This window comes from Streptomyces sp. NRRL B-24484 (assembly GCF_000717715.1).
GTDB lineage: Bacteria > Actinomycetota > Actinomycetes > Streptomycetales > Streptomycetaceae > Kitasatospora.
In genome coordinates this window covers 1-24,172 of the sequence record NZ_JOAI01000013.1, presented here as the reverse complement: position 1 = coordinate 24,172, position 24,172 = coordinate 1, and the positions used below count along the sequence as shown (strand labels likewise).

The window sequence follows — 24,172 nt, the reverse complement described above, 5'->3', positions numbered from 1 at the left end:
CCTCCGCGGCTCGTGCCGTCCTGCGTCAGTCCTTGTCGGTGCCGTCGCCGACCAGGGCGATCCGGTCGCGGGCCGGCGGGGCCAGCGGCTTGGCGGCCGAGCTGTTGGCGCCCAGGTAGGCGCTGAACAGGTCCAGGTCGGACGGGCCGACCAGGGTGTCGGTGCCCGCGGTGAAGGCCGGGAAGCCGTCACCGCCGCCGGCCAGGAACTCGTTCGCGGCGACCCGGTAGGACGCGGCCGGGTCGATCGCGGTGCCGTTGAGCTTGATCGAGGGGACGACCACGCGGGCGGCGCCGGTCTTGGTCATGTCCAGGGTGTAGGTGAGGCCCTTGGAGACCTGCAGGATCTTCGGCGCGGCGTCGTTCAGGCCGCTGACCTGCTGCTGCAGCAGCTCGACGACCTTGGCGCCGGTGAGCGTCTTGACCTGCATCATGTTGGTGAACGGCTGGACGGTGAACGCCTCGCCGTAGGTCACCACGCCGTCGCCCTCGGCCGCGGAGGCCTTGTAGACCAGGTCCGAGCGGATGCCGCCGGGGTTCATGAAGGCGATCTGGGCGCCGCCCTTGTCGGCGGGTGCCGTGCCGGCCAGCTGGGCGTCGGCGATGACGTCGCCGAGCGGCTTCTCCAGGTCGGCGGAGCCGCGGCCGTTGATGTCGGCCGAGATGTAGCCGATCGGGCGGTTGGCGATCGGGGCGGCCAGCTTGTTGTAGGTGTCGATCAGCTTGGTCATGTCCGGCGCCTTGGCCACGGTGCGGCGCACCACGTGGTTGGCGGCGGTGACCGACGGACGGACGATGGCGCCCGTGCGCTTGTCGATCTGCAGGTTGATCTCGGTGTAGAGGCGGCCGAAGGAGGCGGCGCTGGTGACCGAGCGCGGCACGCCGTTCCTGTCCGGGATGGCGCAGGCGTACGCGTTGTGGGTGTGGCCGGTGACGATCGCGCCGACCGCGGGGTCGATGTTCTTCGCGATGTCGACGATCGGGCCGGAGACGCCGGCGCCGCCCGCGCCGCAGTCGTAGTTGTACGTGGTGGAGGCCGGGTAGCCGCCCTCGTGGATCAGGGCGACGATCGCGTTCACGCCCTTGCGCTTCAGCACCGCCGTGTACTTGTTGATCGTCTCGACCTCGTCGCCGAACTTGAGGCCCTTGACGCCGGCGGCGGTGACGATGTTCGGCGTGCCCTCCAGGGTGACGCCGATGAAACCGACCTTCTCGCCGTGCACGTCGGCGATCCAGTACGGGTCGAGGAGCGGGCGGCCGGTCTTCTCGTTGGTGACGTTGGCCGCCAGGTACTGGAAGTCGGCACCCTTGAACTTGCGGCCCTTGGTGTAGCAGCCGTCGGTCGGGTGGCAGCCGCCGTCCTGCAGGCGCAGCAGTTCCTTGGAGCCCTCGTCGAACTCGTGGTTGCCCACGCTGGTGACGTCGAGGCCGAGCTTGTTCATCGCCTCGACGGTCGGCTCGTCGTGGAACAGGCCCGACAGCAGCGGGCTCGCGCCGACGATGTCACCGGCGGCGACGGTCAGGGTGTTGCGGTGGCCCTTGCGGGCGTCGCGCAGGGCAGTGGCCAGGTACTCGACGCCGCCGGCCGGGGTGGAGACCACCTGGCCGGTCGCGGGGTCGACCTCCTTGATGGTGCCGGAGGAGCCGGCCGGGGGCTCCAGGTTGCCGTGGAAGTCGTTGATGGCGAGGAGCTGGAGGTCCTCGACCTTCGGCTTGTGGTGGCCGTGGGCCTCGGCGACGCTCGGCACGAGCAGCGTGCCGAGCAGTCCCGCGGCCGCGGCCGCGGCGAGGGCCGTGCGGCGGTATCTGCCGGTCTGACCGGATGTGGACATGAGGGTACCCCGTACCGTCTGGGGCCCGGCGGGGGCCGGGGCCATGGTGGCATGACCAGTGAAGCCTAGGGTCAACGCGCGTAGCTGTCAGGTCTTCTGACGTAACGAGAGGGTTTCCACCAGCTGACGTCATGTCGAGCAGGCGGGTTGAGCACCCGTACCCAGGCGGGGCCCGCGGCGGCGGCCGTAGCGTCGCCACCATGGAGAACCGACCCCGCACCCGCCCCGCGAGCCTGACCGCCTGGTGGCTGCTCACCGCCTCCGCGGTGCTCTGGGTCACCGCCGCCCTCGGCACCGCGGCCTACACGGCGCTGGTGCTGCAGCCCCTCTCCGCACCCCTCGACGCCAAGGGTCGGCCGGACGGCGAGGAGCAGTTCCTCCGCATGATCGATACGGGGCCCGCGCTGTTCTGCGGCCTGACCTTCCTGCTGCCGGCCGGCCTCGCCCTGCTCGCCTCGGCCCGGTACGCCCGGGGCGAGCGCGGTGCGGCGACGCTCGCGGCCGGGTACGGGTGCGCGCACGCCCTGGCCGCGGGGCTGCTGTCCTCGTGGGGGCCGTGGCAGACCGGTGCGGCCTGGCTGCTGACCGCCGCCGCGGCGACCGGAGTGCTGGCCGCCGGAGCGGTCGAGGGTCTCCGGTGAGCCCCGGCGGCCTGCGCCGCCGGGGCGGTCAGATCATCGGTTCGGAGGCGAGCTGCTGCTCGGCCCGCTGGCGCTCCACGACGGCGTCCTCGGTCATCGCCCGGTCCGTGTAGACGAGCGGCCGCTCGGGCTCGGTGATGATGTGCTTGACCACCTGGACGTTGCCGTTGACGTCCCAGACCGCGATGCCGGGCGACAGGGTGGGGATGATCTCCACCGCCCAGCGCGGCAGGCCCAGCACCCGGCCGGTGGCTCTCGCCTCCTCGGCCTTCTGCATGTAGATCGTGCGGGTGGAGGCCATCTTCAGGATCGCGGAGGCCTCCTTCGCGGCCGCGCCGTCCACCACGTCCGACAGGTGGTGGACCACCGCCACGAAGGACAGGCCGAGACGGCGGCCGAACTTCAGCAGGCGCTGGAAGAGCTGCGCCACGAACGGGCTGTTGATGATGTGCCAGGCCTCTTCGACCAGGAAGATCCGCTTCACCCGGTCCGGCCGCAGCCAGGTGTGCTCCAGCCAGACCCCGACGATCGCCATCAGGATCGGCATCGCGATGGAGTTCCGGTCGATGTGCGACAGGTCGAAGACGATCAGCGGCGCGTCCAGGTCGATGCCGGCCGTGGTCGGGCCGTCGAACATGCCGCGCAGGTCGCCGTCGACCAGCCGGTCCAGCACCAGCGCCACGTCCAGGCCCCAGGACTGCACGTCGCCGACGGCCACCCCCAGCGACTCCACCGAGGAGAGCTCGGGGTTGCGCAGGGTGGCGATGATGTCGTCCAGCACCGGCTGGCGGTCCTTCACCGTGGCGTGCACGTGGGCGTGCGCGGCCTTCAGCGCGAAGCCGGCCCGCTCCTCCAGCCCGCGCCCCATCGCCACCTCGATGATGGTGCGCAGCAGTGACAGCTGGCCGGTGGTGGTGATCGACGGGTCGAGCGGATTGAGCTTCACCCCGCCGTCCCGGGCCGCCATCGGGTCGAGCCGGATGGACTTTATGCCGAGCGCGTTGGCGATCAGGTTCCACTCGCCGACGCCGTCCTCGCCCTGCGCGTCCAGCACCACCACCTGCCGGTCGCGGAACCGCAGCTGGCGCAGCACGTACGTCTTCTCCAGTGCCGACTTGCCGTTGCCCGACTCGCCGAGCACCAGCCAGTGCGGCGCCGGCAGCTGCTGGCCGTACAGCTGGAACGGGTCGTAGACGTAGCCCTTGCCGCTGTACACCTCGCGGCCGATGATGACGCCCGAGTCGCCCAGGCCCGGCGCGGCGGTCGGCAGGTAGACCGCCTGCGCCTGGCCGGTGGAGGTGCGGACGGGCAGACGGGTGGTCTCCACCTTGCCGAACATCAGGCTGGTGAAGGCGTCGGTGAGGTTGCCGATCACGGGGTCCCCTCCCTCAGCGGCGGATGCCGGTCGCGAACGGCAGTGTGTTGACGAACGCCCGGTGGTGCTCGCGGTCGCACCACTCCAGCTTGAGGTAGCTCTTGCCGGCCGAGGCGCGGATGGTCCGCTTGTCGCGGGCCAGCGCCTCGGGGGTGCGGGCCGAAACCGTGATGTACCCGACCAGGTTGACGCCGGCCGCGCCGGAGGCGAGGTCGTCGCCGCGCTGGTCGACCCGGCCGGTGTGCGCCAGGTCGCGCGGGTCGACGGTGCGGTTCATCTTGGCCGCGCGGTTGGCCTCGGCCTCGTCGTTGGTCTTCTCGGTGAGCATCCGCTCGATGGCGACGTCGGTCGGCTCCAGGTCCATGGTGACGGCGACCGTGCGGATCACGTCCGGGGTGTGCACCAGCAGCGGCGCCAGGAAGTTCACGCCGACCGGGGTCAGCGGCCACTCCTTGACCCAGGCGGTGGCGTGGCACCACGGCTCCCGGGTCGCCGACTCGCGGGTCTTCGCCTGCAGGAACTGCTGATGGGTGGCGTCCAGCTCGGCCGGCCAGGCGTTGCGCCGGCTCATCGCCTGGATGTGGTCGATCGGGTGGTCCGGGTCGTACATCGAGTGCACCAGCGAGGCCAGCCGGGCCTGGCCCAGCGGCTGCCGGACCCGGATGTCAGCCTCCGCCAGCCGGGCGCAGATGTCGGTCAGCTCACGGGCCATCACCGTCGCCAGGCCCTCGTCGTCGCGCTGCCGCCGGCCGTCCGCCGTCCGCCCCATGGCGTGCGCCTCGGCCGCCAGGTCGCGGGTGTAGTGCATGCAGGCCACCAGGTACGCGCGGTGCTGCTCGGACGAGGTCGACACCATCGACTGCAGCTGGTCGTACGACTCCTTGAGCCAGCGCGGCGCCTCGTCGGCGCCGCGGCGCTCCACGTCCTTGGCGTGCGCGTCCGGGTCCGCGGGCAGCGTCCGGGCCAGGATCTGCAGGCGGGTCACGAAGCCGTCGCCGTTCGCCACGTGCTTGAGCAGCGTGCCGAACCGGTCGACCAGCGCCTCCTGGTCCTCCGAGTCGCGCAGGCCGACGCCCGGGCCCTCGATCTCGATCGCGGCGGTGACCGTCCGGCGCTCCAGGTGCATCAGCACCCCGACCTCGTCCGGCCCGAACGGCGCCGACAGCCAGCGCAGCCGGCCCACCCCGGGCGGCGGCCCGATCTCCACCTCGCGACCGTCCAGCCGGGTGCCCGCGTCGATCACCTCGGACCTCCAGACCGCCCGGCCGCTGCGCACCGTCCGCCGGTACGTCCGGTTGATCTCCACCCACTTGTAGAAGGTGCGGCGGCGGTACGGCACGTACACCGCCATGATCGCCAGCAGCGGGAAGCCCACCAGGCCGGCGATCCGCAGCGGCAGGACCGGCATCAGCAGACCCCACATCATGCCGAGGAACGCGCCGAAGATGATCAGCACGATCTCGCCCGACTCGCGGTTGCGCCCGATCGGCGCGTTCGGCCGGGACTTGCCGATGAGGTAGGTGCGGCGCTGGTGCACGTACGGCTGGGCGTACTGGGCGCCGAACTGGCCGAGCGGTTCGCTGCTCACCGGTCACCCTCCCTTCGTGGGGTTGTTGACCGGGGCGGGGGCGGGAACGGGGGGCTTGGCGGGCGCCGCGGCGCGGCCGGCGTGCGCGGCGATGCCCGGCGCGATGCCGGAGCCGCCCGCACCGGAGGAGGCGTTCGCCGCCTGCGGGCCGCCGCGCGAACCGTGCGTCGAGATGCCCTGCTTGACCAGGTTCGCCGGGCCGTTGATCATCGCCGAGCCGGCGGAGACCGCACTCGCCCGGGCCCGGCGCATCTGCTGCAGCTCGTCGCCGAAACCGGGCACGAAGCGGTAGACGGCCGTACTGGAGAAGATCGACAGGAAGAGGATCGCGAGACCCGAGAGCACCCGGGCGAAGTCGTCGTTGGCCCCGGCTCCGGTGGCGACCGCGCCGGCCAGCCCGAGGATGATCACGATGATCGGCTTGGCCAGGTCGACCGCCAGCATCAGACCGGCCCAGCGGCGGACGTGCTTCCACAGCTGCTTGTCCACCAGACCGGCGTAGACCGCGGTGCCGAGCAGCGCGCCCACGTACAGCATGGCGGCCCGGATCAGCAGCTCGATCCAGAGCACGGCCGCGGCCAGCACGGCCACCAGCGACACGATGATCAGGATCAGCGGGCCGCCGCCGATGGAGCCCTTCTCCAGGGTGTCGGCGAAGCCTCCCAGGTAGGTGCCGGTGTCCGACTTGGTGCCGGCCGAGATCGCCGCGGTCAGGCCGTCCGTGGCCGAGACCACCGTGTAGAGGATCAGCGGGGTGAACGCCGAGGCCACCACCGTCAGCCAGAGGAAGCCGATCGCCTCCGAGAACGCCTGCGTCAGCGGGGCCCCGCGGACGGCCCGCTTGGTCACCGCGAGCAGCCACAGCACCAGCGTGATGACCGTCGAACCGGCGAACACCACCGCGTACTGCTGCAGGAAGGCGGCGTTGGTGAAGTCCACCTGCGTCGTGCCGTCGATCGCCCCCGACAGCTTGCGCACCACCCACGCGGCGGCCTGCGCGCACCCCTTGGCGAGCGACCCGAGCGGGTCGGTGACGGTGCCGACCGTGTCGCCGCCCACGACCGCCGCACCAGGCGGAGCGCACTGTCCGCCCGCGCCCGGGAGCGGCACGCTCTGCGCCGCGCAGGTGGACGACGGCGTCGGCGAGGGCGACGGGTCCGCGAACACCCGCTGGGCGGTGATCAGCGCGGTGGCCTGCAGGACGGCGAGTGCGCCGCCCAGCGCGCCGGCCCGCCGGACGAAGGAGCTGGTCGAGCCGTCACCGCGCATAGCGGAAGCCTCCGAACCTCTGGACTGCGTCAGTGATCTGCTGGGCCGTGGCCGCCTGCTGATCACCCGGAACGGGGGCAGGGCCCGAGGCCCGGTCGAAGTCGGTCACCTTCCAGTCACTGCCGTTCCAGCGCATGGTGACGGTGAGGGTGTACCAGTCCTGGGAGACCGGCCTGGTCGAGCCGTCGCCGGCGAGCCCGTGCAGCCCGGTGCACCACACCTCCACCTTCGTCGCCGTGTCGGCGTAGTTGGTGGTGCGGGTGCCGACGGGGACGGTCCGGCTGACGAAGGTGAGGCCCTTGGGGGCCCGGCCCTGGGCGTCGAGGCCGAAGCGGCCGTTGTTCTCGGCGGTGAAGGCGGTGTCGAGCCGCTGCTGGAGCCCTCCCGCGACGGTGGGGTCGGAGACGGTGTCGACGATGGTGTGGCGGCTCGCGGTCTGGAACATCTCCGCGGAGCCGAGCGCGGTCGCGTAGTTGGCGGCGGCCGACTGGGCGCCCTGGTCGGTGTGCGGGAAGCCGTTGGCGATCCCGTTGGCGGTGGTGTCGACGGGCTTGGTGCCGCTCGGCGCGGTGGCGGCCGCGCCGGCCTGTGCGCCGTCCCCGGAGCCGGTGGCGGCGGTGCCGCTGCCGCCGGAGCCCGGGCCGGGCTTGCCGCGGTTGGCGATGGAGACCGCGATCACCAGCAGGGTGACGACGAGCAGGACGGTCAGCAGGGTCCGGACCGGACGCGGCTGGCGTGCGGTCATCTGGTGGGAGGGCTGTTCGCCGACCGGCAGCCGCGTACGGGTGTGCGGCTGGTCGTCGGACAACGGCACGGCGGCCCTCCTGGTGCGGGGAGCCCCGCGGGGCCCCGGTGACGCGAACACGACTGTGCCGGCAGAGTCGCATGGCCGCTCCGCCGGGATGACTATCCGATCCGTACGATCGTCAGATCGCCATGCCGTAGACAATGGTGAACAGGGTGCCCAGCGATCCGATGATGAACACGCCGGTCAATCCCGCGATGATCAGTCCCTTGCCCTGCTCGGCACTGAACGTGTCGCGCATCGCGGTGGCACCAATGCGCTGCTTGGCGGCCCCCCAGACCGCGATGGCGAGGCAGCCCAGGATGGCGACCGCCATCACGACCTCGACCATCACGCGCGCCTCGGACCCGAGGCTGGCGAACGGCCCCCAGTCGGGGGCGATGCCGCCGATGATGGTGTCGATGTTGGCCTTCTTGGGTGGGTCCTCGGCCAGGTAGCCGATCACCTTGCTGTCCACGCTGCTCAGGTTCATTCCGTCTCACCGCCCGATCAGGCAAATTCAAGGCCCCGGAGCACGGGTTCGCGAAGGGGCAGGACCTATTCTTGGCCAGATCTGATGTCGACTTGGCTATATCTCGTGGATTGGTCGTGAGGCATGGGACACGTACGACAGGATGTCCACCGTACGAAGGATACCGCTCACTCTTCGTATCTGTGCTGATTGCGCTGAGCAACGCCTTCCGGAACACTCGCGACTGACGCCACGTCGGGGATGGTGCTGATGGTACTCCGCAGAGCGGGCACGGCGGCCGCCGCTGCAGCGGTTGTGACGGTCGGTTTCGTCGGTCTGGTCTCGGTGGGGACCTTCGCCGCCAGCGGCACGGCCCGGTCGGGCACCAACCACCTCGCGATCTCATCGGGCACGGTACCGGCCGCCTACCGGCCGCTGATCGAGAAATGGGGCACCCTCTGCCCCGAGATCTCTCCCCCGATGCTCGCGGCGCAGCTGTACCAGGAGAGCGGATTCGACCCGACCGCCAAGAGCCCGGCCAAGGCCTACGGCATGGCGCAGTTCCTGGAGGGCACCTGGGCCACCTACGGGGTGGACGCCAACAACGACGGCCGGCGCGACATCTGGGACCCGGCGGACGCCATCGCCTCGGCCGCCACCTACGACTGCGCGCTCGCCAAGGACGTCACCAACGTGCCGGGCGACCGGCAGGCGAACATGCTGGCCGCCTACAACGCCGGTCCTTACGCGGTGATAAAGGCCGGCGGAATCCCGGGCTACCGGGAGACCCAGGGCTATGTGAAGAACATCCAGTCGCTGGCCAGGAGCTTCACCGCGCCGGCCCCGCAGACCGCGGTCGGGCTCTCCCAGCCGGCGGCCGGCGCGATCTACTTCGCGCAGACCAAGCTCGGCACGCCGTACCTGTGGGGCGGCGAGGGCCTGCCCTCCCAGCAGGGGCGGTTCGACTGCTCGGGCCTGACCCAGGCCGCGTTCGCGAGCGTCGGGATCAGCCTGCCCCGGGTGGCCAACGACCAGTGGTACGCCGGCGAGCACCCCTCGCGGGACCAACTCCGCCCGGGTGACCTGGTGTTCTTCGCTAACGACCTGAACGATCCGCGGTCCATCCACCACGTCGGGATCTACGTCGGCGGCGGGTACATGATCGACGCCCCGCACACCGGTGCGGTGATCCGTTACGACACCATCGACCAGCGGGACTACATCGGCGCCACCCGGGTCACCCCGGACGGTGCCGCGGCTCTGCCGCTCCGGAACGCCGACGGTACGATCAGCGGCGGCCAGGGCCCGGCGCAGAGCTGACCCGCCGGCCCGCCCCGGGTGTGGGCGGGCGGTGGACGGTGAGTCAATTTTCGGTGACGTGCGATCTCCGCGGAACCCTCCGGCCTGCTCAGAACGTTGTTGCTCCGTACCGGACGCCACCCGACCGGTACCCGGAGGAACGCAGGCGGCGCACCGGCCGGTGCACCGGACACCGAGAGGGAGGTGCGGCGTGTCGACGCTGCTCGCCGACACGGGCAACCCCGACCTGGGCCTGCTCCGCGCGATCAACGGGCTGGCCGTCTCGGCCCCCGGCTGGCTGGACTCCGCGGTCTCGTGGATCGGCGAGTACGGCATCCTGCTCGGCCTGGCGGCGGTCTGCCTGACCGCCTGGCTGCAGGCCCGTCGGCGGCCGGACGCCCCGGTGGCGGTGGCCGGGCTGCTGTGGGCCCCGCTGGCGGTGGCGATCTCCGAGCTGGCCAACCTGCCGATCTCGGCGATCGTCGACCGGCCGCGCCCCTTCGTGGACCACCCCGAGCTGGTGGTCCTGGTGGAGGGCAAGGAGGGCACCCTCTCCTTCGTCAGCGACCACTCGGCGATGTCGATGGGCATCGCCGTCGCGCTGCTGCTGGTGAACCGCCGGCTCGGCCTGGTGGCGGGCGCGCTCGCCCTGCTGCAGGGCTTCTGCCGGATGTACATGGGCGTGCACTACCCGACGGACGTGATCGGCGGCTTCGCCCTCGCCACCGCCGTGGTTCTGCTGCTGGCGCCGCTGGCGATGGCGGTGCTGGTGCCGTTCTGCCACGCGATCACCAGGACGGCGGCCGCGCCGCTGATCGTCGCCCGCCGGTCGGACGGCGGGGGCGGGGACGGCCGCAGCCGCCGGCGCCGCGAGCCGGCCGCGGCCGCGCAGCCGGCGCCGGAGTCCGACCTGGCCGCGTAGGGGCCCCGGCTCCCCGCCCGGCGAGGGCCGGGTCAGGCCCCGCCGCCGTTCTCGTGCTCGTCCGCGTCCCGCCTGGCGCGGTCGCGGGAGCGCCGCCCCGGCGCGAACCATCCGCAGCTGCACTGCGCGAAGCAGAAGGATCCGCGTTCTTCGAGTGCCACCCGGTGGGCGGCGGGCGGGGCCGGTACGGACTCCGCCGGGACGTCGCTGGACACGTGCTTCACCGTAACGCGCCGACCGGGGGGCGCGTGCACGATTCCGTACGCCGGGACGGCCGTAACCCTTGCGGCCCGGGCTCGTTGGGCCCTGGAGAGCTCTGCCCATCGGGGGTGGCTGCTTGCCGGGCATCGGTGCCCGAGGGGGTTGTGTCGATCGTGAAGAAGCTGAAGCCCGTCCGCACCGCCGCGGCGGCGGCCGTGCTGGCCGCCGTCCTCTCCGCCTGTTCGGGCGGCGGCACCGAGCCGCAGGGCGGCTCGGCGGACGTGCTCTCCTCCGACCCGCTGACCGCGGTGCGCTCCGCCGCGGACATCACCGGCCGGACGGGCTCGGCCCGCACCACCACCGAGCTGGTCACCGAGTCGGGGGACAAGAAGGCGGTGTTCAACGGCACCGGAGGCTACGACTACGTGAAGCGGATCGGCACGCTGGAGATCGACGTGCCGCCGGGCGCCGCCACCACCGGCCGGATCAAGGAGATCGTCCTGCCGGGCACGGTCTACCTGCAGAACAGCGGCGCCAAGGTCCCCGCGGGCAAGTGGGTCCGGCTGGACGTCCGCCAGCTCCCCGACGGCAACCTGGTCAGCAGCGGCGCGACGGACCCGGCCAGCGCCGCCGGCGCACTGCGCGGCGCAGAGTCGGCCGAGCTGGTCGGCACCGAGACGGTCGACGGCACCGAGCTCAAGCACTACAAGGGCACCCTGGACCTCGCCAAGGCCGCCGAGGCCACCGGCGGCCGGGGCGCGGACGGCCTGCGGATGGCCGCGCAGACCTTCACGGCCAAGCAGGTGCCGTACGAGGTGTGGCTGGACGCCCAGGGGCGGGTGCACAAGGTGGTGGAGACCTTCGCCTTCGCCGGGGTGGCGGGGTCCAAGGAGGCCAAGGACCAGGTGAAGGTGGTCTCGACCACCTCGCTGGCCGATTTCGGCGCCCCGGTGCAGGCGGCGGAGCCGGGTTCCGCCGACATCTACTCGCCGAAGGCCTCGGCGCCCGCGAAGTGACGGCCCGAGCGGCCCGCAGCCGGGTTCGACCGCCGGTTCTAGTGCCTGTGGCCGCAGAGATGACCCGTCCGTGCCATACGGCGGGGCCCCGCTCCTCCCTACCCTGGAAGGACGGGGTACCGCCGCCCTGGCCGGGAGGCGGCGCTGGAGGGGTGGTGCAGGTGGCGTCCTCGGAGGGCCGCACGGGCGGCCACGACAAGACCGCGCTCGACGAGATCGAGCTGGCCGGCGAGCTCATGATCGCCGCATCGACCAGTTCCGACGAGAAACTGGCCACCGAGCAGATCGACCGGGTGCTGCTCGACCGGGTGCCCGTGGCGGCACCCCGGCAGGACGGCGCCGAGCGGTCGGCCGCGGCCGGTTAACACGGCGCCGGACGGCGCGGGTCCCGGCGGTGTCCGCCGTCCGCGCCGCCCGGTGCCGTGTCGACCGGTGCCCCGTCGGCCGCAGCCGCGCTGACCGGTGCTCAGCCGGTGACCGGTGCTCAGGTGCGCAGCAGCCGGGAGATGGCGGCGGTGGCCTCGGCGACCTTGCCGTCCAGTTCCGCGCCGCCCTGCTCGGCGGCGGCGGCCACGCAGTGCCGCAGGTGCTCCTCCAGCAGCGAGAGGGCGAAGGACTGCAGCGCCTTGGTGCCGGCGGAGACCTGGGTGAGGATGTCGATGCAGTAGACGTCCTCGTCGACCATGCGCTGCAGGCCGCGGATCTGGCCCTCGATCCGGCGCAGCCGCTTGAGGTGCTCGTTCTTCTGGGCGCTGTAGCCGTGCGGGCCGCCGTGCGGATGGGCCGCGCCCGCCTCGGCGGTGACGTCGTCGCCGCCGGGCGCGGTGCCGGGGGTACTGGTGTCCTCGGTGCGCGTCTGAATCGTGGTCATCCGGCCCGCCTCTGTCTCCCTGCTCGCCGTCCCTGGACCTCCAGTGTCCAACACGGGCGGCTCGCTGCATGTTCCGCCGTCCGGGCGGGTGCCCGGATCTGCGCGTGCACGGCAGGAGCAAACCGGCGTGAGTTCCGCCAGACTGGGGAACCGTGTCAACACCCCGTTTGCACTCCTGGGACGGCGAGCGCCTAGAGTCGTTCAGTCCCTACCCCGCACATCGGAGATTTCCGTGCGTTTTAGCCTGACCCCGAAGGAGACGAGCTTCTACGACATGTTCGCCGCCGCGGCGGAGAACCTCGTCGTCGGGTCGAAGCTCCTGCTGGAACTGCTGGGATCAGACGTGTCGGCCCGCGCGGAGATCGTCGAGCGCATGCGCGCCGCCGAGCACGCCGGCGACGACACCACCCATGCGATCTTCCACCAGCTGAACTCCTCCTTCATCACGCCCTTCGACCGCGAGGACATCTACAGCCTCGCCGGTTCGCTGGACGACATCATGGACTTCATGGAGGAGGCGGTCGACCTGGTCGTCCTCTACGACATCGAGTCCCTGCCGAAGGGCGTGGAGCAGCAGATCGAGGTGCTGGCGCGGGCCGCCGAGCTGACCGCGGAGGCGATGCCGAACCTGCGGTCGATGCAGAACCTCACCGAGTACTGGATCGAGGTCAACCGGCTGGAGAACCAGGCGGACCAGATCCACCGCAAGCTGCTGGCGCACCTGTTCTCCGGCCAGTACGACGCGATCGAGGTGCTGAAGCTGAAGCAGGTCGTCGACGTCCTGGAAGAGGCCGCCGACGCCTTCGAGCACGTGGCGAACACGGTGGAGACCATCGCGGTCAAGGAGTCCTGACCTCCGTGGACACGGCAGCACTGATCGCCGTCATCGGCGTGGCCTTCTTCTTCACCTACACCAACGGCTTCCACGACTCCGCGAACGCGATCGCCACCTCCGTTTCGACCCGGGCGCTGACCCCGCGGGCGGCGCTGGCGATGGCCGCGGTCATGAACCTGGCCGGCGCCTTCCTCGGTTCCGGGGTGGCGCACACGGTCTCCAGCGGCATCATCGAGACGCCCTCGGGCAGCCAGGGCATGGCGATCCTGTTCGCCGCCCTGGTCGGCGCGATCACCTGGAACCTGGTCACCTGGTACTTCGGCCTCCCCTCGTCCTCCTCGCACGCCCTGTTCGGCGGCATGGTGGGTGCGGCGCTGGCCGGCGGCACCGAGGTGATCTGGAGCGGCGTGGTCGACAAGATCATCATTCCGATGGTGGTCTCGCCGGTGGTCGGCCTGACCGGCGGCTTCCTGGTCATGCTGGGGATCCTCTGGATCTTCCGCCGGGCCAACCCGCACCGCGCCAAGCGCAACTTCCGGGTCGCGCAGACCGCCTCGGCCGCCGCCATGGCCCTGGCGCACGGTCTGCAGGACGCCCAGAAGACGATGGGTGTCGTGGTCCTGGCGCTCACCATCTCGGGCCACCAGGCCGGCAACGACATCCCGATCTGGGTGAAGATCTCCTGTGCGACGATGCTCTCGCTGGGCACCTACGCGGGCGGCTGGCGGATCATGCGGACCCTCGGCCGCAAGATCATCGAGCTGGACCCGCCGCAGGGCTTCGCGGCGGAGGCCACCGCGTCGACCGTCATGTACATCACCTCGTTCGTCTACGCGGCGCCGATCTCCACCACCCACGTGATCACCTCGGCGATCATGGGTGTGGGCGCCACCAAGCGGATCCGCGCGGTCCGTTGGGGCGTCGCCAAGAACATCGTGCTCGGCTGGTTCATCACCATGCCCGCCGCGGCCCTGGTGGCGGCGGCGATGTACGGCGTCGTGGACCTGCTCCTGCTCTGAGCCCGACGAGCCCGACGAGCCCGCCCGGAAGGGTGCAGGGCCCGCCCCCACATCACGGGGGCGGGCCCTGCGTACTTCGCGGCGGCACCGCCATGCAGCACCGCGAAGTAGTCGGTGGGGCTCCGGGGAGCCCGGCCCGGTCAGCCGAAGCGGCCGGAGATGTAGTCCTCGGTCGCCTGGACGGACGGGTTGGAGAAGATCCGCTGGGTGTCGTCCAGTTCGACCAGCTTGCCCGGCTGGCCGACGCCGGCCAGGTTGAAGAAGGCGGTGCGGTCGGAGACGCGGGCCGCCTGCTGCATGTTGTGGGTCACGATGACGATCGTGTACTGGGACTTCAGCTCGCCGATCAGGTCCTCGATGGCGAGGGTGGAGATCGGGTCGAGGGCGGAGCAGGGCTCGTCCATCAACAGGACGCGGGGCTCGACCGCGATCGCGCGGGCGATGCACAGGCGCTGCTGCTGGCCGCCGGAGAGGCCGGCGCCGGGCTTGTTCAGCCGGTCCTTGACCTCGTTCCAGAGGTTGGCGCCCTTGAGGGACTTCTCCACCACGCCGTCCAGCACGGACTTCCTCCGCACACCGGCGAGCTTGAGGCCGGCCACCACGTTGTCGTAGATCGACATGGTGGGGAAGGGGTTCGGCCGCTGGAACACCATGCCGACCGAGCGGCGCACGGCGACCGGGTCGACGTTGGAGGCGTACAGGTTCTCGTCGTCCAGCATCACCTTGCCCTCGACGCGGGCACCGGGGATGACCTCGTGCATGCGGTTGAGGGTGCGCAGGAAGGTGGACTTGCCGCAGCCGGACGGGCCGATGAAGGCCGTCACGGAGCGGGGCTCGATGGTCATCGAGATGTCCTCGATGGCGCGGGTGGTTCCGTAGTAGGCGGACAGTCCGCTGACGTCGATGCGCTTGGCCATGGTCTTTCTCTTCTCTCGTCTCGTACGTCAGTCGGGTCAGCGTCCGCCCTTGGGCGAGCGCCAGCGTGCGATGCCCCGCGCGACGAGGTTGAGCCCCATCACGAAGAAGATCAGCACCAGCGCGGCGCCCCAGGCGCGGGCGTAGCCGAAGTCGTTGTTGACCATCGAGTACTGCTGCCAGATGTAGAGCGGCAGCGACTGCTGCGGTCCGTTGAAGGGGTCGCCGTTGATGGCGTCGGCGCCGAAGACCAGCATCATGACCGGCGCGGTCTCACCGGTGATGCGGGCGACGGCCAGCATCACGCCGGTGGTGATGCCGCCGATCGCGGTCGGCAGCACGATGCGCAGGATGGTCTTCCACTTCGGCACGCCCAGGGCGTACGAGGCCTCGCGCAGCTCGTTCGGGACGAGCTTGAGCATCTCCTCGGTGGAGCGGACGACGACCGGCATCATCAGGATGGCCAGCGCGAGGCTGCCGGAGAAGCCCGAGTACTCGAACCCGAGCAGGATGTTCCAGAGCGAGAGGATGAACAGACCGGCGACGATCGACGGCACGCCCGTCATGACGTCGACGAAGAAGGTGACCCACTTGGCGAGCCGGCCGCGGCCGTACTCCACCAGGTAGACGGCGGTCAGCAGGCCGATCGGGGCGGCGATCAGGGTCGCCAGCAGGACCTGCTCCAGGGTGCCGATCAGCGCGTGGTAGATGCCGCCGCCGGGGCCGGAGGAGATCACGTTCTTCATGGAGTGGGTCAGGAAGTTGCCGTCCAGCACCTCCATGCCCTGCTGCACGGTGTAGAAGGTCAGCGCGGCCAGCGGCACGACGGCCAGGATGAACGCGACCCAGACCACCGCGGTGGCGAGCCGGTCCTTGGCCTGGCGGCGGCCCTCGACGCGGGCGGAGAGCGAGTAGCTCAGCACCACGAAGAGCGCGGCGGCGATGATGCCCCACTGCAGGTGGCTGGCGAGTCCGGCACCGGCGCCGATGGCGCAGCCGAGGCCGATCGAGAGCAGTGCGACGCCGGCCGGCGCCCACTTCGGGAGCCGCGCGGAGGTCAGGCTGCGGCGCAGCTGCGGAGTCGCGTCCGCAATGGTGGTCGCGGTGCTCATGCGTTGGCCCCCGAGTACTCCTTGCGGCGCGCGATGATCAGTCGGGCGGCGCCGTTCACCAGCAGGGTGATCACGAAGAGGACCAGGCCGGAGGCCATGAGGGCGTCACGGCCGAACGGCTGGGCCTCGTTGAACTTGAGCGCGATGTTCTGCGCGAAGGTGCCGCCGCCCGGGTCGAGGACGTGCAGCGAGAGCACGCTGTTGGCGGAGAGCACGATGGCGACGGCGATGGTCTCGCCGAGGGCGCGGCCGAGGCCGAGCATCGAGGCGGAGATGATGCCGGGGCGGCCGAAGGGCAGCACCGCGGTGCGGATCATCTCCCAGCGGGTGGCACCCAGGGCGAGGGCCGCCTCCTCGTGCATCCGCGGGACCTGCCGGAAGACCTCGCGGCTGACCGCGGTGATGATCGGCAGGACCATGATCGCCAGCAGGATGCCGACGGTGAACAGGTTGCGCGGGGTGACGCCGGCCTGGGTCTGGTCGAAGACGTACGTCCAGCCGAGGTACTGGTCCATCCAGGCGGTCAGGCCGTCCATGTGCGGGACCAGGAACAGCACGCCCCACAGGCCGTAGACGATGCTGGGCACCGCGGCGAGCAGGTCGACCAGGTAGGCGAAGGGCTGCGCGATGCGGCGGGGGGCGTAGTGCGAGATGAACAGCGCGATGCCGACGGCGACCGGCACCGCGATCACCATGGCGATCAGCGCGCTGACGATGGTGCCGAAGGTGAGGACGGCGATGCCGAAGACCGGCTTGGGCGCGTCCGGGTTCCACTCGAAGGTGGTGAGGAAGTTGCCTTCGTCCTTGGACAGCGCGATGCCCGAGCGGTAGGCGAGGAAGCCTGCGATCGCGGCCATGATGACCAGCAGCAGGATGCCCGACCCGCGGGAGAGGTTGAAGAAGATGCTGTCGCCGAGCCGGCTGTCGCTCCGGCTCCGGCGGGCCCTGCCTCGTGAGGCGGCAGGGGGGGATGAAGTCATGATCGTCTACTCCGGTCTGACGGTGCTGCCCCCGTGGGGGACGGCACCTGGCGGCGGTGCCCCGGACGTGTGGTGCTCGTGCGGTGGTGCTTCCGGCGGAGCGGCCCGGTCCCCCCTCTGAGGGCCGCCCCGCCGGTGGTGCGGGGGTCAGGCCAGGGTCGGGATGACCGCCTGGACCTTCGCGCTCAGCTCCTTCGGCAGCGGGACGTAGCCCTTGGCGCCGATGGCCTGCTGGCCGGCGTCACTGATGGTGTAGGTGAGGAAGGACTTCAGGGTGTCGAGGCTCTCGGCCTTGTTGCCCTTGTCGCAGACGATCTCGTAGGTGACCAGGACGATCGGGTAGGCACCCTCGTCCTTGGTCGCGTAGTCGAGGCCCAGGGCCAGGTCGCTGCCGGTGCCGGCGATCTTCGCCTTGGAGAAGGTGGTGGCGGCGTTCTCGGCGGTCGCGTCGACCGGCTTGGAGGCGCCGGTGTTGATGGCGGCGCTCTTCAGGCTGTTGGTCTGGGCGTAGGAGAGCTCGACGTAGCTGATCGAGTTCTTGACCTGCTTGACCTGTGCGGAGACGCCGGCCGAACCGTTGGCGGACTGGCCGCCCTTGCCCGCCCAGGTCTTGCTGGCCGGGTAGGTCCAGGCGCCGCCGGAGGCCTTGGCCAGGTAGCCGGTCAGGTTGGCGGTGGTGCCGGAGTCGTCCGAGCGGTGGATGGCCTGGATCGGCGCGTCCGGCAGGGCGACGCCCGGGTTCAGGGCGGCGATCGCCGGGTCGTTCCACTTGGCGATCTGCGAGTCGAAGATCTTGGCGATGGTCGGGCCGTCGAGGACGAGCTTGTCGACGTTCTCGACGTTGAAGACGATCGAGATCAGGCCGCCGACCATCGGCAGGTTGACGCCCTGGCCGCCGGTGCAGACCTGCTTCGAGGCGTCGACCTCGGCGGGCTTGAGGGCCGAGTCGGAGCCGGCGAAGGCGACCTTGCCCTGGTTGAACTGCTGCACGCCGGCGCCGGAGCCGCCACCGCCGTAGGTGATGGTCGAGCCGGAGCAGGCCGAGCCGAAGGCGGCCTTCCAGACGTCGATCGCGTTGGTCTGCGCGGTCGAACCCGCACCCAGCAGCTGGCCGCCCTTGCCGCAGGCGATCTGCGCGGCCGGGGCCGCACCGGAGGCCGCGGCGCTGCTGCCCGAGTTGCTGGTCGAGTTGTCGTCCGTACCGCAGGCCGCGAGCGACAGCGAGCCGACGAGCGCCATGGCACCGATGGCGAGGGCCTTGGAGCCGTTCCGCTGGAGCTTCACTGGGTGTCCCTTTCTGAGGCAAACCCGGCGCCCTGACGAGCTCGTCGATGGCTCGATCAGCGCGGGTTTCGCTGTGGTCCGGGGCCCGTTCGGCCCTCCGGTGGTCCCGAAGGTAGGCCGGGCAGGTGACGCGTCAGGCGGTCGCAAATGAACGGATGGTGAACCTCGAACGGCTGGCGGGAAACCGCGGCCGGTAGTAACGGTTGCGTCACGGTGAGGGCGCGGTGAGATCACCCGGAACGGCCCCGCCGCCCCGCCGCCGACCTGCGGCGGAGGGGCGGCGGGGCCGCACTGCGGAGGGTGCCCGGGTCAGGCCCGCGCACCCTCCAGGAGGGCGAGCAGCGCGTCCACCAGAGCGCGGTCCCGGACGTGCGTGAGGCGTGCCTTCGCCTTCTTCGGGGGCAGCCATTCCAGCCGGTCGACCTCGCGTCCGGGGGTGAACGAACCACCGGTCGGCACCGCCGCCCAGTAGCGCACCTCCTTGGGCCGCCCGTCGACCAGGTAGTGCTGCGCGGGCAGCTCCTGGCCCAGGACGCAGTGCATCCCGGTCTCCTCGCGCAGTTCGCGCAGCGCCGCCGTCCGCCAGCCCTCACCGCGTTCGAGCTTGCCCTTGGGCAGGCTCCAGTCGTCGTACTTGGGCCGGTGGATCACCGCGATCCGCGGCTTCTTGAGGCTGCGGCCGTCCTTCTTCGGCCCGCCTGGTACCCAGAGCACCCCGCCGGCCGCCAGCACGGTCGGCCCGTAGCCGGGCACGGCGGCCCGCAGGGCGGGCGCGCCGCCGCGGCGGGACCGCCGGGCGAGCCGGACGCGGAAGGGATTGGCAGCGCGGTGCTGCGCTGCGGTCAGACGGTCGCCCATTCGTGCCATCCGTGGTGCGGGAGCTTCGGCCACTGGTGGCCGAAGGCGTACCGGGCCGCCTCCACCTCCAGTCGTTGATCAGCATGCACCACGCCGAGCACGTACGCGGTCGCCGGCGTGATCCGTGGCGTCCGGGCCGCGGTGGAGGCGGTGGCGGCCGCGTCGGAGGCGTCCCGGTGGCGGTCGAGCACCGCGTCCAGCCGGTCCAGCTCGACGGCCGGTGCCGCGCACACCTCCAGGGCGTACCGGGCCCGCTTCGCCAGCACCCGGACCCGGTGCCAGGGCTCGTCGTCCGCGGCCAGCAGCACGTCGGCGTCGCCGGGGGAGGCGCTGCGGGCCGCGGGCAGCACGGCGAGCCGGTGCAGCCCGTCGCCGCCGTACGGCTCGACCGCGCGGGCCAGCGGCAGCCGCTCCGCCGCGGCGGCGAGCGCGGCGAGCGCCCCGGCGGCGTGCTGCACCAGCGCAGCGCCGTCCCGCCCGGCGGCCCCGTCCAGCAGCGGCACCTCGCCGCTCAGCAGGGTCATCCGGTCGGCCAGCGCGTGCAGCCGTGCCGTCCGCAGCTCCTGCAGCAGGGCGGTGTGCGCCCTCGTCCGGGCGAGGGTGAGCTGCCGCTCCAGCAGGGCGCGGGCCTTGGGCACGCCGGTGTGCCCGGCGAGCATGCCGGGGGAGTCGGCGCCGGTGTCGCCCAGCGAGTCCAGCGCGGCCAGCAGCCGGGACGAGCGGCGCCGGTAGCCGGGCTCCCGGCCGAGCAGGTCGAGCAGCCAGGCCAGCTCCGTCCGCAGCTCACCGGCCCAGTCGGACTCGAACACGGCCCCGAAGGTGTGCAGGGCGCCGCCGATCCGCCGGACGGCGCGCAGGAGGTCGTCCGCACCCGCCGCCGAGGCCGGGAGCGAGCCCGGTCTCGATCCGGCCTCGCCCACCGCCTGCGGCAGCGCGCGCAGGAACGCGCCGGCCTGGGTGGTGAGGTAGCCGGAGAGGACTTCCCCCGCGGACGCGCTCGGCGCCGCCGGGGCCGTCATCGGCGAATCGGTCATGACAAGGACTCCCCCATGTGGTCGTCCCGGGCCGCCGCCGCGGCCGCCGTCCCGGCCACCGCCGGAACCGGGGGCACGGGCGGCGGCCCGGAGAGTGGTCAGCGGCTCGCGGACGCGTTCCGGTGGCGCTTGCGCGAGGCGATGAACAGGTCCTGGACGTGCTGCAGCGGCCGGCCGTCGGCGTCGGTCGAGTGCCGCGTCCAGCTCCCGTCGGCACCTAGGTGCCAGGACTCGGTCTCGTCGGAGACCCCGAGGTCCAGCAGCCCGGACAGCTCGGCCCGGTGCGCCGGGTCGGAGACCCGCACCAGCGCCTCGATCCGGCGGTCCAGGTTGCGGTGCATCATGTCGGCGCTGCCGAACCACACCTCGGGCTCGCCGCCGTTGCCGAACACGAAGATCCGCGAGTGTTCGAGGAACCGGCCGAGCACACTGCGTACCCGGACGTTCTCGCTCAGCCCTGGGACGCCGGGGCGGATCGCGCAGATGCCGCGCACCCAGACCTCCACCGGCACGCCCGCCTGCGAGGCCCGGTACAGCGCGTCGATCACGGCCTCGTCGACGATCGAGTTGACCTTGATCTTCACGTACGCCGGACGGCCGGCCCGGTGGTGCGCGATCTCCCCGTGGATCCGCGAGACCAGGCCGTCCCGCAGCCCGCGCGGTGCGGTCAGCAGCCGCCGGTAGGACTCGCGGCGCGAGTACCCGGACAGCCGGTTGAAGAGGTCCGAGAGGTCCGCGCCGACCTGCGGGTCCGCGGTCAGCAGGCCGAGGTCCTCGTAGAGCCGGGCGGTCTTCGGGTGGTAGTTGCCGGTACCGACGTGCGCGTAGCGGCGGAGCGTCTCGCCCTCCTGCCGGACCACCAGCGACAGCTTGCAGTGCGTCTTCAGCCCGATCAGGCCGTACACCACGTGGCAGCCGGACTCCTCCAGCTTGCGGGCCCACTTGATGTTGGCCTGCTCGTCGAAGCGGGCCTTGATCTCGACCAGGACGAGGACCTGCTTGCCTGACTCGGCCGCGTCGATCAGCGCGTCGACGATCGGCGAGTCACCGGAGGTCCGGTACAGCGTCTGCTTGATCGCCAGCACGTGCGGGTCGGCCGCGGCCTGCTCCAGGAAGGCCTGCACCGAGGTCGAGAAGCTGTCGTACGGGTGGTGCAGCAGCACGTCCCGCTCGCGCATCGCGGCGAAGATGTCCGGCTGGGAGGCCGACTCCACGTCGGTCAGACCGCGCGCGGTGCCCGCGACGAACTTCGGGTACTTCAGCTCCGGCCGGTCCAGGTCGGAGATGCCGAACAGCCCGGTCAGGTCGAGCGGCCCGGGCAGCGGGAACACCTCGGACTCGCTGACGTTGAGCTCGCGCACCAGCAGGTCGAGGATGTACGGGTCGATCGACTCCTCGACCTCCAGGCGGACGGGCGGGCCGAAGCGCCGCCGCATGAGCTCCTTCTCCAGCGCCTTGAGGATGTTCTCGGCGTCGTCCTCCTCGACCTCCAGGTCCTCGTTGCGGGTCACCCGGAAGGCGTGGTGGGCGAGCACCTCCATGCCCGGGAAGAGCTCCTCCAGGTGCGCGCCCATGACGTCCTCCAGCGGCACGTACCGCTGCGGGGAGGCCTCCAGGAAGCGGGACAGCGACTGCGGCACCTTCACCCGGGCGAAGTGCTTGTGCCCGGAGACCGGGTTCCGCACCACGACCGCCAGGTTCAGGCTGAGCCCGGATATGTACGGGAAGGGGTGCGCCGGGTCGACGGCCAGCGGGGTGAGCACCGGGAAGATCTGCTGCCGGAACAGCGTGTGCAGCCGGGCCTGCTCCTTCTCCAGCAGCTCGGGCCAGCGCACCACCTCGATGCCCTCGGCCGCGAGGTCCGGCAGCACCTCGTGCTGGAAGGACGCCGCGTGCCGGGCCATCAGCTCGCGCGACCGCCGCCAGATCAGGTCCAGCACCTCGCGCGGCTGCAGCCCGGAGGCGCTCCGGGTGGCGACACCGGTGGCGATGCGGCGCTTCAGGCCGGCCACCCGGACCATGAAGAACTCGTCCAGGTTGCTGGCGAAGATCGCGAGGAACTTGGCGCGCTCCAGCAGCGGGATCCCCGGGTCCTCCGCGAGTTCCAGCACCCGCTCGTTGAACGCCAGCCAGCTCCGCTCACGGTCCAGGAACCGGCCCTCGGGGAGGGCCCCGAACTCCGTCTCGACGTCGGCGAGCGCCGAGTGCACCCCGCCCGTGGAGCTGGCCGTCGCCGACCGGGGCGCGATCCGGACGGCCGGCTCGTCGTTCACCGGCACGCCGAGCGCATTGGTGATCACGCTCGGCAGCGGTGCCGGCGTGGCCGGGGCCGCCTTCGAAGCGGCGGCACGGGCCGCGGCCGGCGGACGGGACTCGCCCGCCGCCGTGGACCTGCCCGCCTTGGGCACGCGGGCGCGGCTCTTGGACGGCTGCTTGGCTGCCTGCTTGGAGCCCGCACCCGAGGCGGGGCCGGGGGCCGCACCGGACGAGGCGGAGACGGGGCCAGGGATGGTCATCGGTGCCAGCTCCTCATGCAGGGCGAAGTCCCGGGCGCACGTACCGCGGTCGTCAGCCGTGCTCGCGGCGGCGTACGTGTCTGTGGCGTACGCAGCGTCCTCGTCCCGCCACTCCGGTGCCCACCCGCCGGGAGCGGCCGGGCGGAGCCGAGCCGGTCGGCGGGCGGAGCGCGGACGAGGCACTACGGGCGTCATCCTGTGATCTTCGCGGCGTCAATTGAATCCACGGTAAACACCGGATGGCCAGGAGGAAAGCTGAGTCGGTCACCCCTGTGGGCCGGAACCACCGGCCGGGCCGGCCTCCCGGACCCGGTACATCAGGTCCACCTCGTGGACGGTGAAGCCCAACCGTTCATATACCCGCACCGCCGCCGGATTGTCAGCGTCCACATAGAGAAGGACGGCCGGGACTCCGCGGTCGTGGACGAGGTGCCGCAGACCGGCCGCGGTGAGCACCCGCCCGAGCCCGCTGCCCTGCTCGCCCGGGGCCACCCCGACCACGTACACCTCGCCCAGGCCGTCGGGGTGCACCTTCGTCCAGTGGAAGCCGACGAGCTCGCCGCCGCGGACGGCGAGGAAGAACCCGGCCGGGTCGAACCAGGGCTCGGCGATCCGGTCCGCGAGGTCCGCCTCCGTCCACGCCCCCTGCTCGGGGTGGTGGGCGAAGGCCAGCGCGTTCAGCGCCAGCCAGGCCCGGTCGTCCTCGCCCGGGCGGAAGGTGCGGAGCTCGACGCCCTCCGGGAGCACCGTGGTGGGCACCTCCGGACCGGCCGGCCTGCGCATCTGCCGCAGCTCCCGGATCAGCTCGCCGCCGAACCGCTCGGCCAGCCGGGCAGCACCGGGGTGACCGCCGTGCGCCCAGCAGTCGACCGCCTTCGCCGGTGCCAGCTCCGCGAGGAGAACCTCCGCCAGCCGGCCGCCGAGACCACGGCGCCGCAGTTCGGGGTGGACGGCCAGCTCCGCCGTCGCCGCACTCCCGTCCGCGGCCACCTCCAACTGCGCGTACCCCGCCGGACGGCCGTTCAGCGTCTGCAGCAGGTGCCGCACGCCCGGACGTCCCGCGCCCTCCCGCAGCCGCAGCCGGCCCGCCTCCGAGACCGCCTCCCGGCCGTCGTCGACGGCGGCCGCCGTCAGCACGGACCGGGCGAGGAACAGGTCCTCCGCGGTCAGCTCGGACATGACACGGATGCTCTCGCCGGAGGGCGGCGTCGTGGTGGTCTCCATAGGGCGACCCTACGTCGCGGTCGCTCACCGGCCGTGCCGAACCCGGAAATGCGAGAAGCCCCGCCCGGTGTCCCCGGGCGGGGCTTCTCAGAAGAATTGTTCGGCGGCGTCCTACTCTCCCACAGG

The 24,172-nt window shown here is 71.7% G+C and carries 23 protein-coding genes; 7 read left to right on the top strand and 16 right to left on the bottom strand.

Translation table 11 applies throughout. The features are described from left to right. Positions 1-25: 25 nt before the first annotated feature. A complete protein-coding gene (locus IE98_RS0114020; RefSeq protein WP_030268735.1) occupies positions 26-1,831 on the bottom strand; it encodes a bifunctional metallophosphatase/5'-nucleotidase in 1,806 nt (601 codons plus the stop codon). Positions 1,832-2,031: 200 nt separating this feature from the next. Between IE98_RS0114020 and IE98_RS0114015 the strand changes: the two genes are divergently transcribed. After that, complete coding sequence (locus IE98_RS0114015) at positions 2,032-2,472, top strand: hypothetical protein (RefSeq protein WP_030268733.1); 441 nt, start codon at positions 2,032-2,034, stop codon at positions 2,470-2,472. Positions 2,473-2,500: 28 nt separating this feature from the next. Here the strand turns inward: IE98_RS0114015 and IE98_RS0114010 are convergent, their stop codons facing one another. The 5 genes from IE98_RS0114010 to IE98_RS0113990 all read right to left on the bottom strand — a co-directional run bounded on the left by IE98_RS0114010 (position 2,501) and on the right by IE98_RS0113990 (position 7,981). Beyond that, positions 2,501-3,811: an ATP-binding protein gene (locus IE98_RS0114010; RefSeq protein ID WP_052390528.1), complete on the bottom strand. Its 1,311-nt coding sequence runs from the start codon at positions 3,809-3,811 to the stop codon at positions 2,501-2,503. A 49-nt stretch (positions 3,812-3,860) separates the two neighbouring features. Continuing rightward, positions 3,861-5,435 (bottom strand): SCO6880 family protein, encoded by a 1,575-nt coding sequence (locus IE98_RS0114005; protein WP_052390497.1) that lies wholly within the window; start codon positions 5,433-5,435, stop codon positions 3,861-3,863. Between the two features lie 3 nt (positions 5,436-5,438). Next, positions 5,439-6,704 (bottom strand): hypothetical protein, encoded by a 1,266-nt coding sequence (locus tag IE98_RS0114000; protein WP_052390496.1) that lies wholly within the window; start codon positions 6,702-6,704, stop codon positions 5,439-5,441. Beyond that, positions 6,694-7,518, bottom strand: a complete 825-nt coding sequence (locus IE98_RS47895; protein ID WP_030268725.1) for a hypothetical protein — start codon at positions 7,516-7,518, stop codon at positions 6,694-6,696. Before IE98_RS47895 ends, IE98_RS0114000 begins: the two co-directional genes overlap by 11 nt. A 112-nt stretch (positions 7,519-7,630) precedes the next feature. Continuing rightward, positions 7,631-7,981, bottom strand: a complete 351-nt coding sequence (locus tag IE98_RS0113990; protein WP_052390495.1) for a hypothetical protein — start codon at positions 7,979-7,981, stop codon at positions 7,631-7,633. 249 nt (positions 7,982-8,230) lie between these two features. Between IE98_RS0113990 and IE98_RS0113985 the strand changes: the two genes are divergently transcribed. Both IE98_RS0113985 and IE98_RS0113980 read left to right on the top strand, forming a co-directional pair. Beyond that, on the top strand, positions 8,231-9,280 hold the full coding sequence (locus IE98_RS0113985) for an NlpC/P60 family protein (RefSeq protein ID WP_030268721.1): 1,050 nt from the start codon (positions 8,231-8,233) through the stop codon (positions 9,278-9,280). A 190-nt stretch (positions 9,281-9,470) separates the two neighbouring features. Then, positions 9,471-10,181, top strand: a complete 711-nt coding sequence (locus tag IE98_RS0113980) for a phosphatase PAP2 family protein (protein ID WP_030268719.1) — start codon at positions 9,471-9,473, stop codon at positions 10,179-10,181. A gap of 32 nt (positions 10,182-10,213) precedes the next feature. Here IE98_RS0113980 and IE98_RS0113975 read toward each other — a convergent pair whose 3' ends face one another. Then, positions 10,214-10,396 (bottom strand): hypothetical protein, encoded by a 183-nt coding sequence (locus IE98_RS0113975; protein ID WP_030268718.1) that lies wholly within the window; start codon positions 10,394-10,396, stop codon positions 10,214-10,216. A 159-nt stretch (positions 10,397-10,555) separates the two neighbouring features. On the opposite strand from IE98_RS0113975, the gene IE98_RS0113970 reads away from it, so the two are divergent. Next, complete coding sequence (locus IE98_RS0113970; RefSeq protein ID WP_159400908.1) at positions 10,556-11,398, top strand: hypothetical protein; 843 nt, start codon at positions 10,556-10,558, stop codon at positions 11,396-11,398. Positions 11,399-11,559: 161 nt separating this feature from the next. After that, on the top strand, positions 11,560-11,763 hold the full coding sequence (locus IE98_RS0113965) for a hypothetical protein (protein ID WP_159400907.1): 204 nt from the start codon (positions 11,560-11,562) through the stop codon (positions 11,761-11,763). 119 nt (positions 11,764-11,882) lie between these two features. Here IE98_RS0113965 and IE98_RS0113960 read toward each other — a convergent pair whose 3' ends face one another. Further along, complete coding sequence (locus IE98_RS0113960) at positions 11,883-12,269, bottom strand: metal-sensitive transcriptional regulator (protein ID WP_030268714.1); 387 nt, start codon at positions 12,267-12,269, stop codon at positions 11,883-11,885. Between the two features lie 232 nt (positions 12,270-12,501). On the opposite strand from IE98_RS0113960, the gene IE98_RS0113955 reads away from it, so the two are divergent. Both IE98_RS0113955 and IE98_RS0113950 read left to right on the top strand, forming a co-directional pair. Continuing rightward, the gene (locus tag IE98_RS0113955; protein ID WP_030268712.1) at positions 12,502-13,122 is read left to right on the top strand and encodes a DUF47 domain-containing protein; all 621 of its coding nucleotides are present in this window, start codon (positions 12,502-12,504) and stop codon (positions 13,120-13,122) included. A 5-nt stretch (positions 13,123-13,127) separates the two neighbouring features. Further along, positions 13,128-14,123 carry an inorganic phosphate transporter gene (locus IE98_RS0113950; protein WP_030268711.1) on the top strand — a complete coding sequence of 332 codons (996 nt, stop codon included), beginning with the start codon at positions 13,128-13,130 and terminating at the stop codon, positions 14,121-14,123. Between the two features lie 140 nt (positions 14,124-14,263). On the opposite strand, the gene pstB is transcribed toward IE98_RS0113950, so the two are convergent. From pstB to mshD, 8 genes are all read right to left on the bottom strand, one after another. Next, a complete protein-coding gene (gene pstB, locus IE98_RS0113945) occupies positions 14,264-15,040 on the bottom strand; it encodes a phosphate ABC transporter ATP-binding protein PstB (RefSeq protein ID WP_030268710.1) in 777 nt (258 codons plus the stop codon). Positions 15,041-15,076: 36 nt separating this feature from the next. Continuing rightward, positions 15,077-16,150, bottom strand: coding sequence for a phosphate ABC transporter permease PstA (pstA, locus tag IE98_RS0113940; RefSeq protein ID WP_030268709.1), 1,074 nt, complete (start codon positions 16,148-16,150; stop codon positions 15,077-15,079). Beyond that, positions 16,147-17,130, bottom strand: coding sequence for a phosphate ABC transporter permease subunit PstC (gene pstC, locus IE98_RS0113935; protein ID WP_030268708.1), 984 nt, complete (start codon positions 17,128-17,130; stop codon positions 16,147-16,149). The genes pstA and pstC overlap by 4 nt, the downstream gene beginning before the upstream one ends. 147 nt (positions 17,131-17,277) lie before the next feature. Beyond that, positions 17,278-18,414, bottom strand: coding sequence for a phosphate ABC transporter substrate-binding protein PstS (gene pstS, locus IE98_RS0113930; RefSeq protein WP_030268707.1), 1,137 nt, complete (start codon positions 18,412-18,414; stop codon positions 17,278-17,280). A gap of 309 nt (positions 18,415-18,723) precedes the next feature. Next, a complete protein-coding gene (locus IE98_RS0113925; RefSeq protein ID WP_078661008.1) occupies positions 18,724-19,272 on the bottom strand; it encodes an NUDIX hydrolase in 549 nt (182 codons plus the stop codon). After that, positions 19,257-20,306: a CHAD domain-containing protein gene (locus IE98_RS0113920; RefSeq protein WP_052390493.1), complete on the bottom strand. Its 1,050-nt coding sequence runs from the start codon at positions 20,304-20,306 to the stop codon at positions 19,257-19,259. The genes IE98_RS0113925 and IE98_RS0113920 overlap by 16 nt, the downstream gene beginning before the upstream one ends. Positions 20,307-20,404: 98 nt before the next feature. Then, positions 20,405-22,822: an RNA degradosome polyphosphate kinase gene (locus IE98_RS0113915; RefSeq protein ID WP_234443536.1), complete on the bottom strand. Its 2,418-nt coding sequence runs from the start codon at positions 22,820-22,822 to the stop codon at positions 20,405-20,407. 264 nt (positions 22,823-23,086) lie between these two features. Next, positions 23,087-24,046: a mycothiol synthase gene (gene mshD / locus IE98_RS0113910; protein ID WP_052390492.1), complete on the bottom strand. Its 960-nt coding sequence runs from the start codon at positions 24,044-24,046 to the stop codon at positions 23,087-23,089. Positions 24,047-24,172 lie beyond the last annotated feature (126 nt).

What these genes read in the sequence shown, in the direction of transcription:
- pstB (WP_030268710.1), bottom strand. Translation starts at nt 15,040, where the DNA reads ATGGCCAAGCGCATCGACGTCAGCGGACTGTCCGCCTACTACGGAACC.
- pstA (WP_030268709.1), bottom strand. Translation starts at nt 16,150, where the DNA reads ATGAGCACCGCGACCACCATTGCGGACGCGACTCCGCAGCTGCGCCGC.
- IE98_RS0113990 (WP_052390495.1), bottom strand. Translation starts at nt 7,981, where the DNA reads ATGAACCTGAGCAGCGTGGACAGCAAGGTGATCGGCTACCTGGCCGAG.
- IE98_RS0113920 (WP_052390493.1), bottom strand. Translation starts at nt 20,306, where the DNA reads ATGACCGATTCGCCGATGACGGCCCCGGCGGCGCCGAGCGCGTCCGCG.
- IE98_RS0113915 (WP_234443536.1), bottom strand. Translation starts at nt 22,822, where the DNA reads ATGACCATCCCTGGCCCCGTCTCCGCCTCGTCCGGTGCGGCCCCCGGC.
- IE98_RS0114015 (WP_030268733.1), top strand. Translation starts at nt 2,032, where the DNA reads ATGGAGAACCGACCCCGCACCCGCCCCGCGAGCCTGACCGCCTGGTGG.
- IE98_RS0113925 (WP_078661008.1), bottom strand. Translation starts at nt 19,272, where the DNA reads ATGGGCGACCGTCTGACCGCAGCGCAGCACCGCGCTGCCAATCCCTTC.
- pstC (WP_030268708.1), bottom strand. Translation starts at nt 17,130, where the DNA reads ATGACTTCATCCCCCCCTGCCGCCTCACGAGGCAGGGCCCGCCGGAGC.
- mshD (WP_052390492.1), bottom strand. Translation starts at nt 24,046, where the DNA reads ATGGAGACCACCACGACGCCGCCCTCCGGCGAGAGCATCCGTGTCATG.
- IE98_RS0113960 (WP_030268714.1), bottom strand. Translation starts at nt 12,269, where the DNA reads ATGACCACGATTCAGACGCGCACCGAGGACACCAGTACCCCCGGCACC.
- IE98_RS0113985 (WP_030268721.1), top strand. Translation starts at nt 8,231, where the DNA reads ATGGTACTCCGCAGAGCGGGCACGGCGGCCGCCGCTGCAGCGGTTGTG.
- IE98_RS0114010 (WP_052390528.1), bottom strand. Translation starts at nt 3,811, where the DNA reads ATGTTCGGCAAGGTGGAGACCACCCGTCTGCCCGTCCGCACCTCCACC.
- IE98_RS0114020 (WP_030268735.1), bottom strand. Translation starts at nt 1,831, where the DNA reads ATGTCCACATCCGGTCAGACCGGCAGATACCGCCGCACGGCCCTCGCC.
- IE98_RS0114000 (WP_052390496.1), bottom strand. Translation starts at nt 6,704, where the DNA reads ATGCGCGGTGACGGCTCGACCAGCTCCTTCGTCCGGCGGGCCGGCGCG.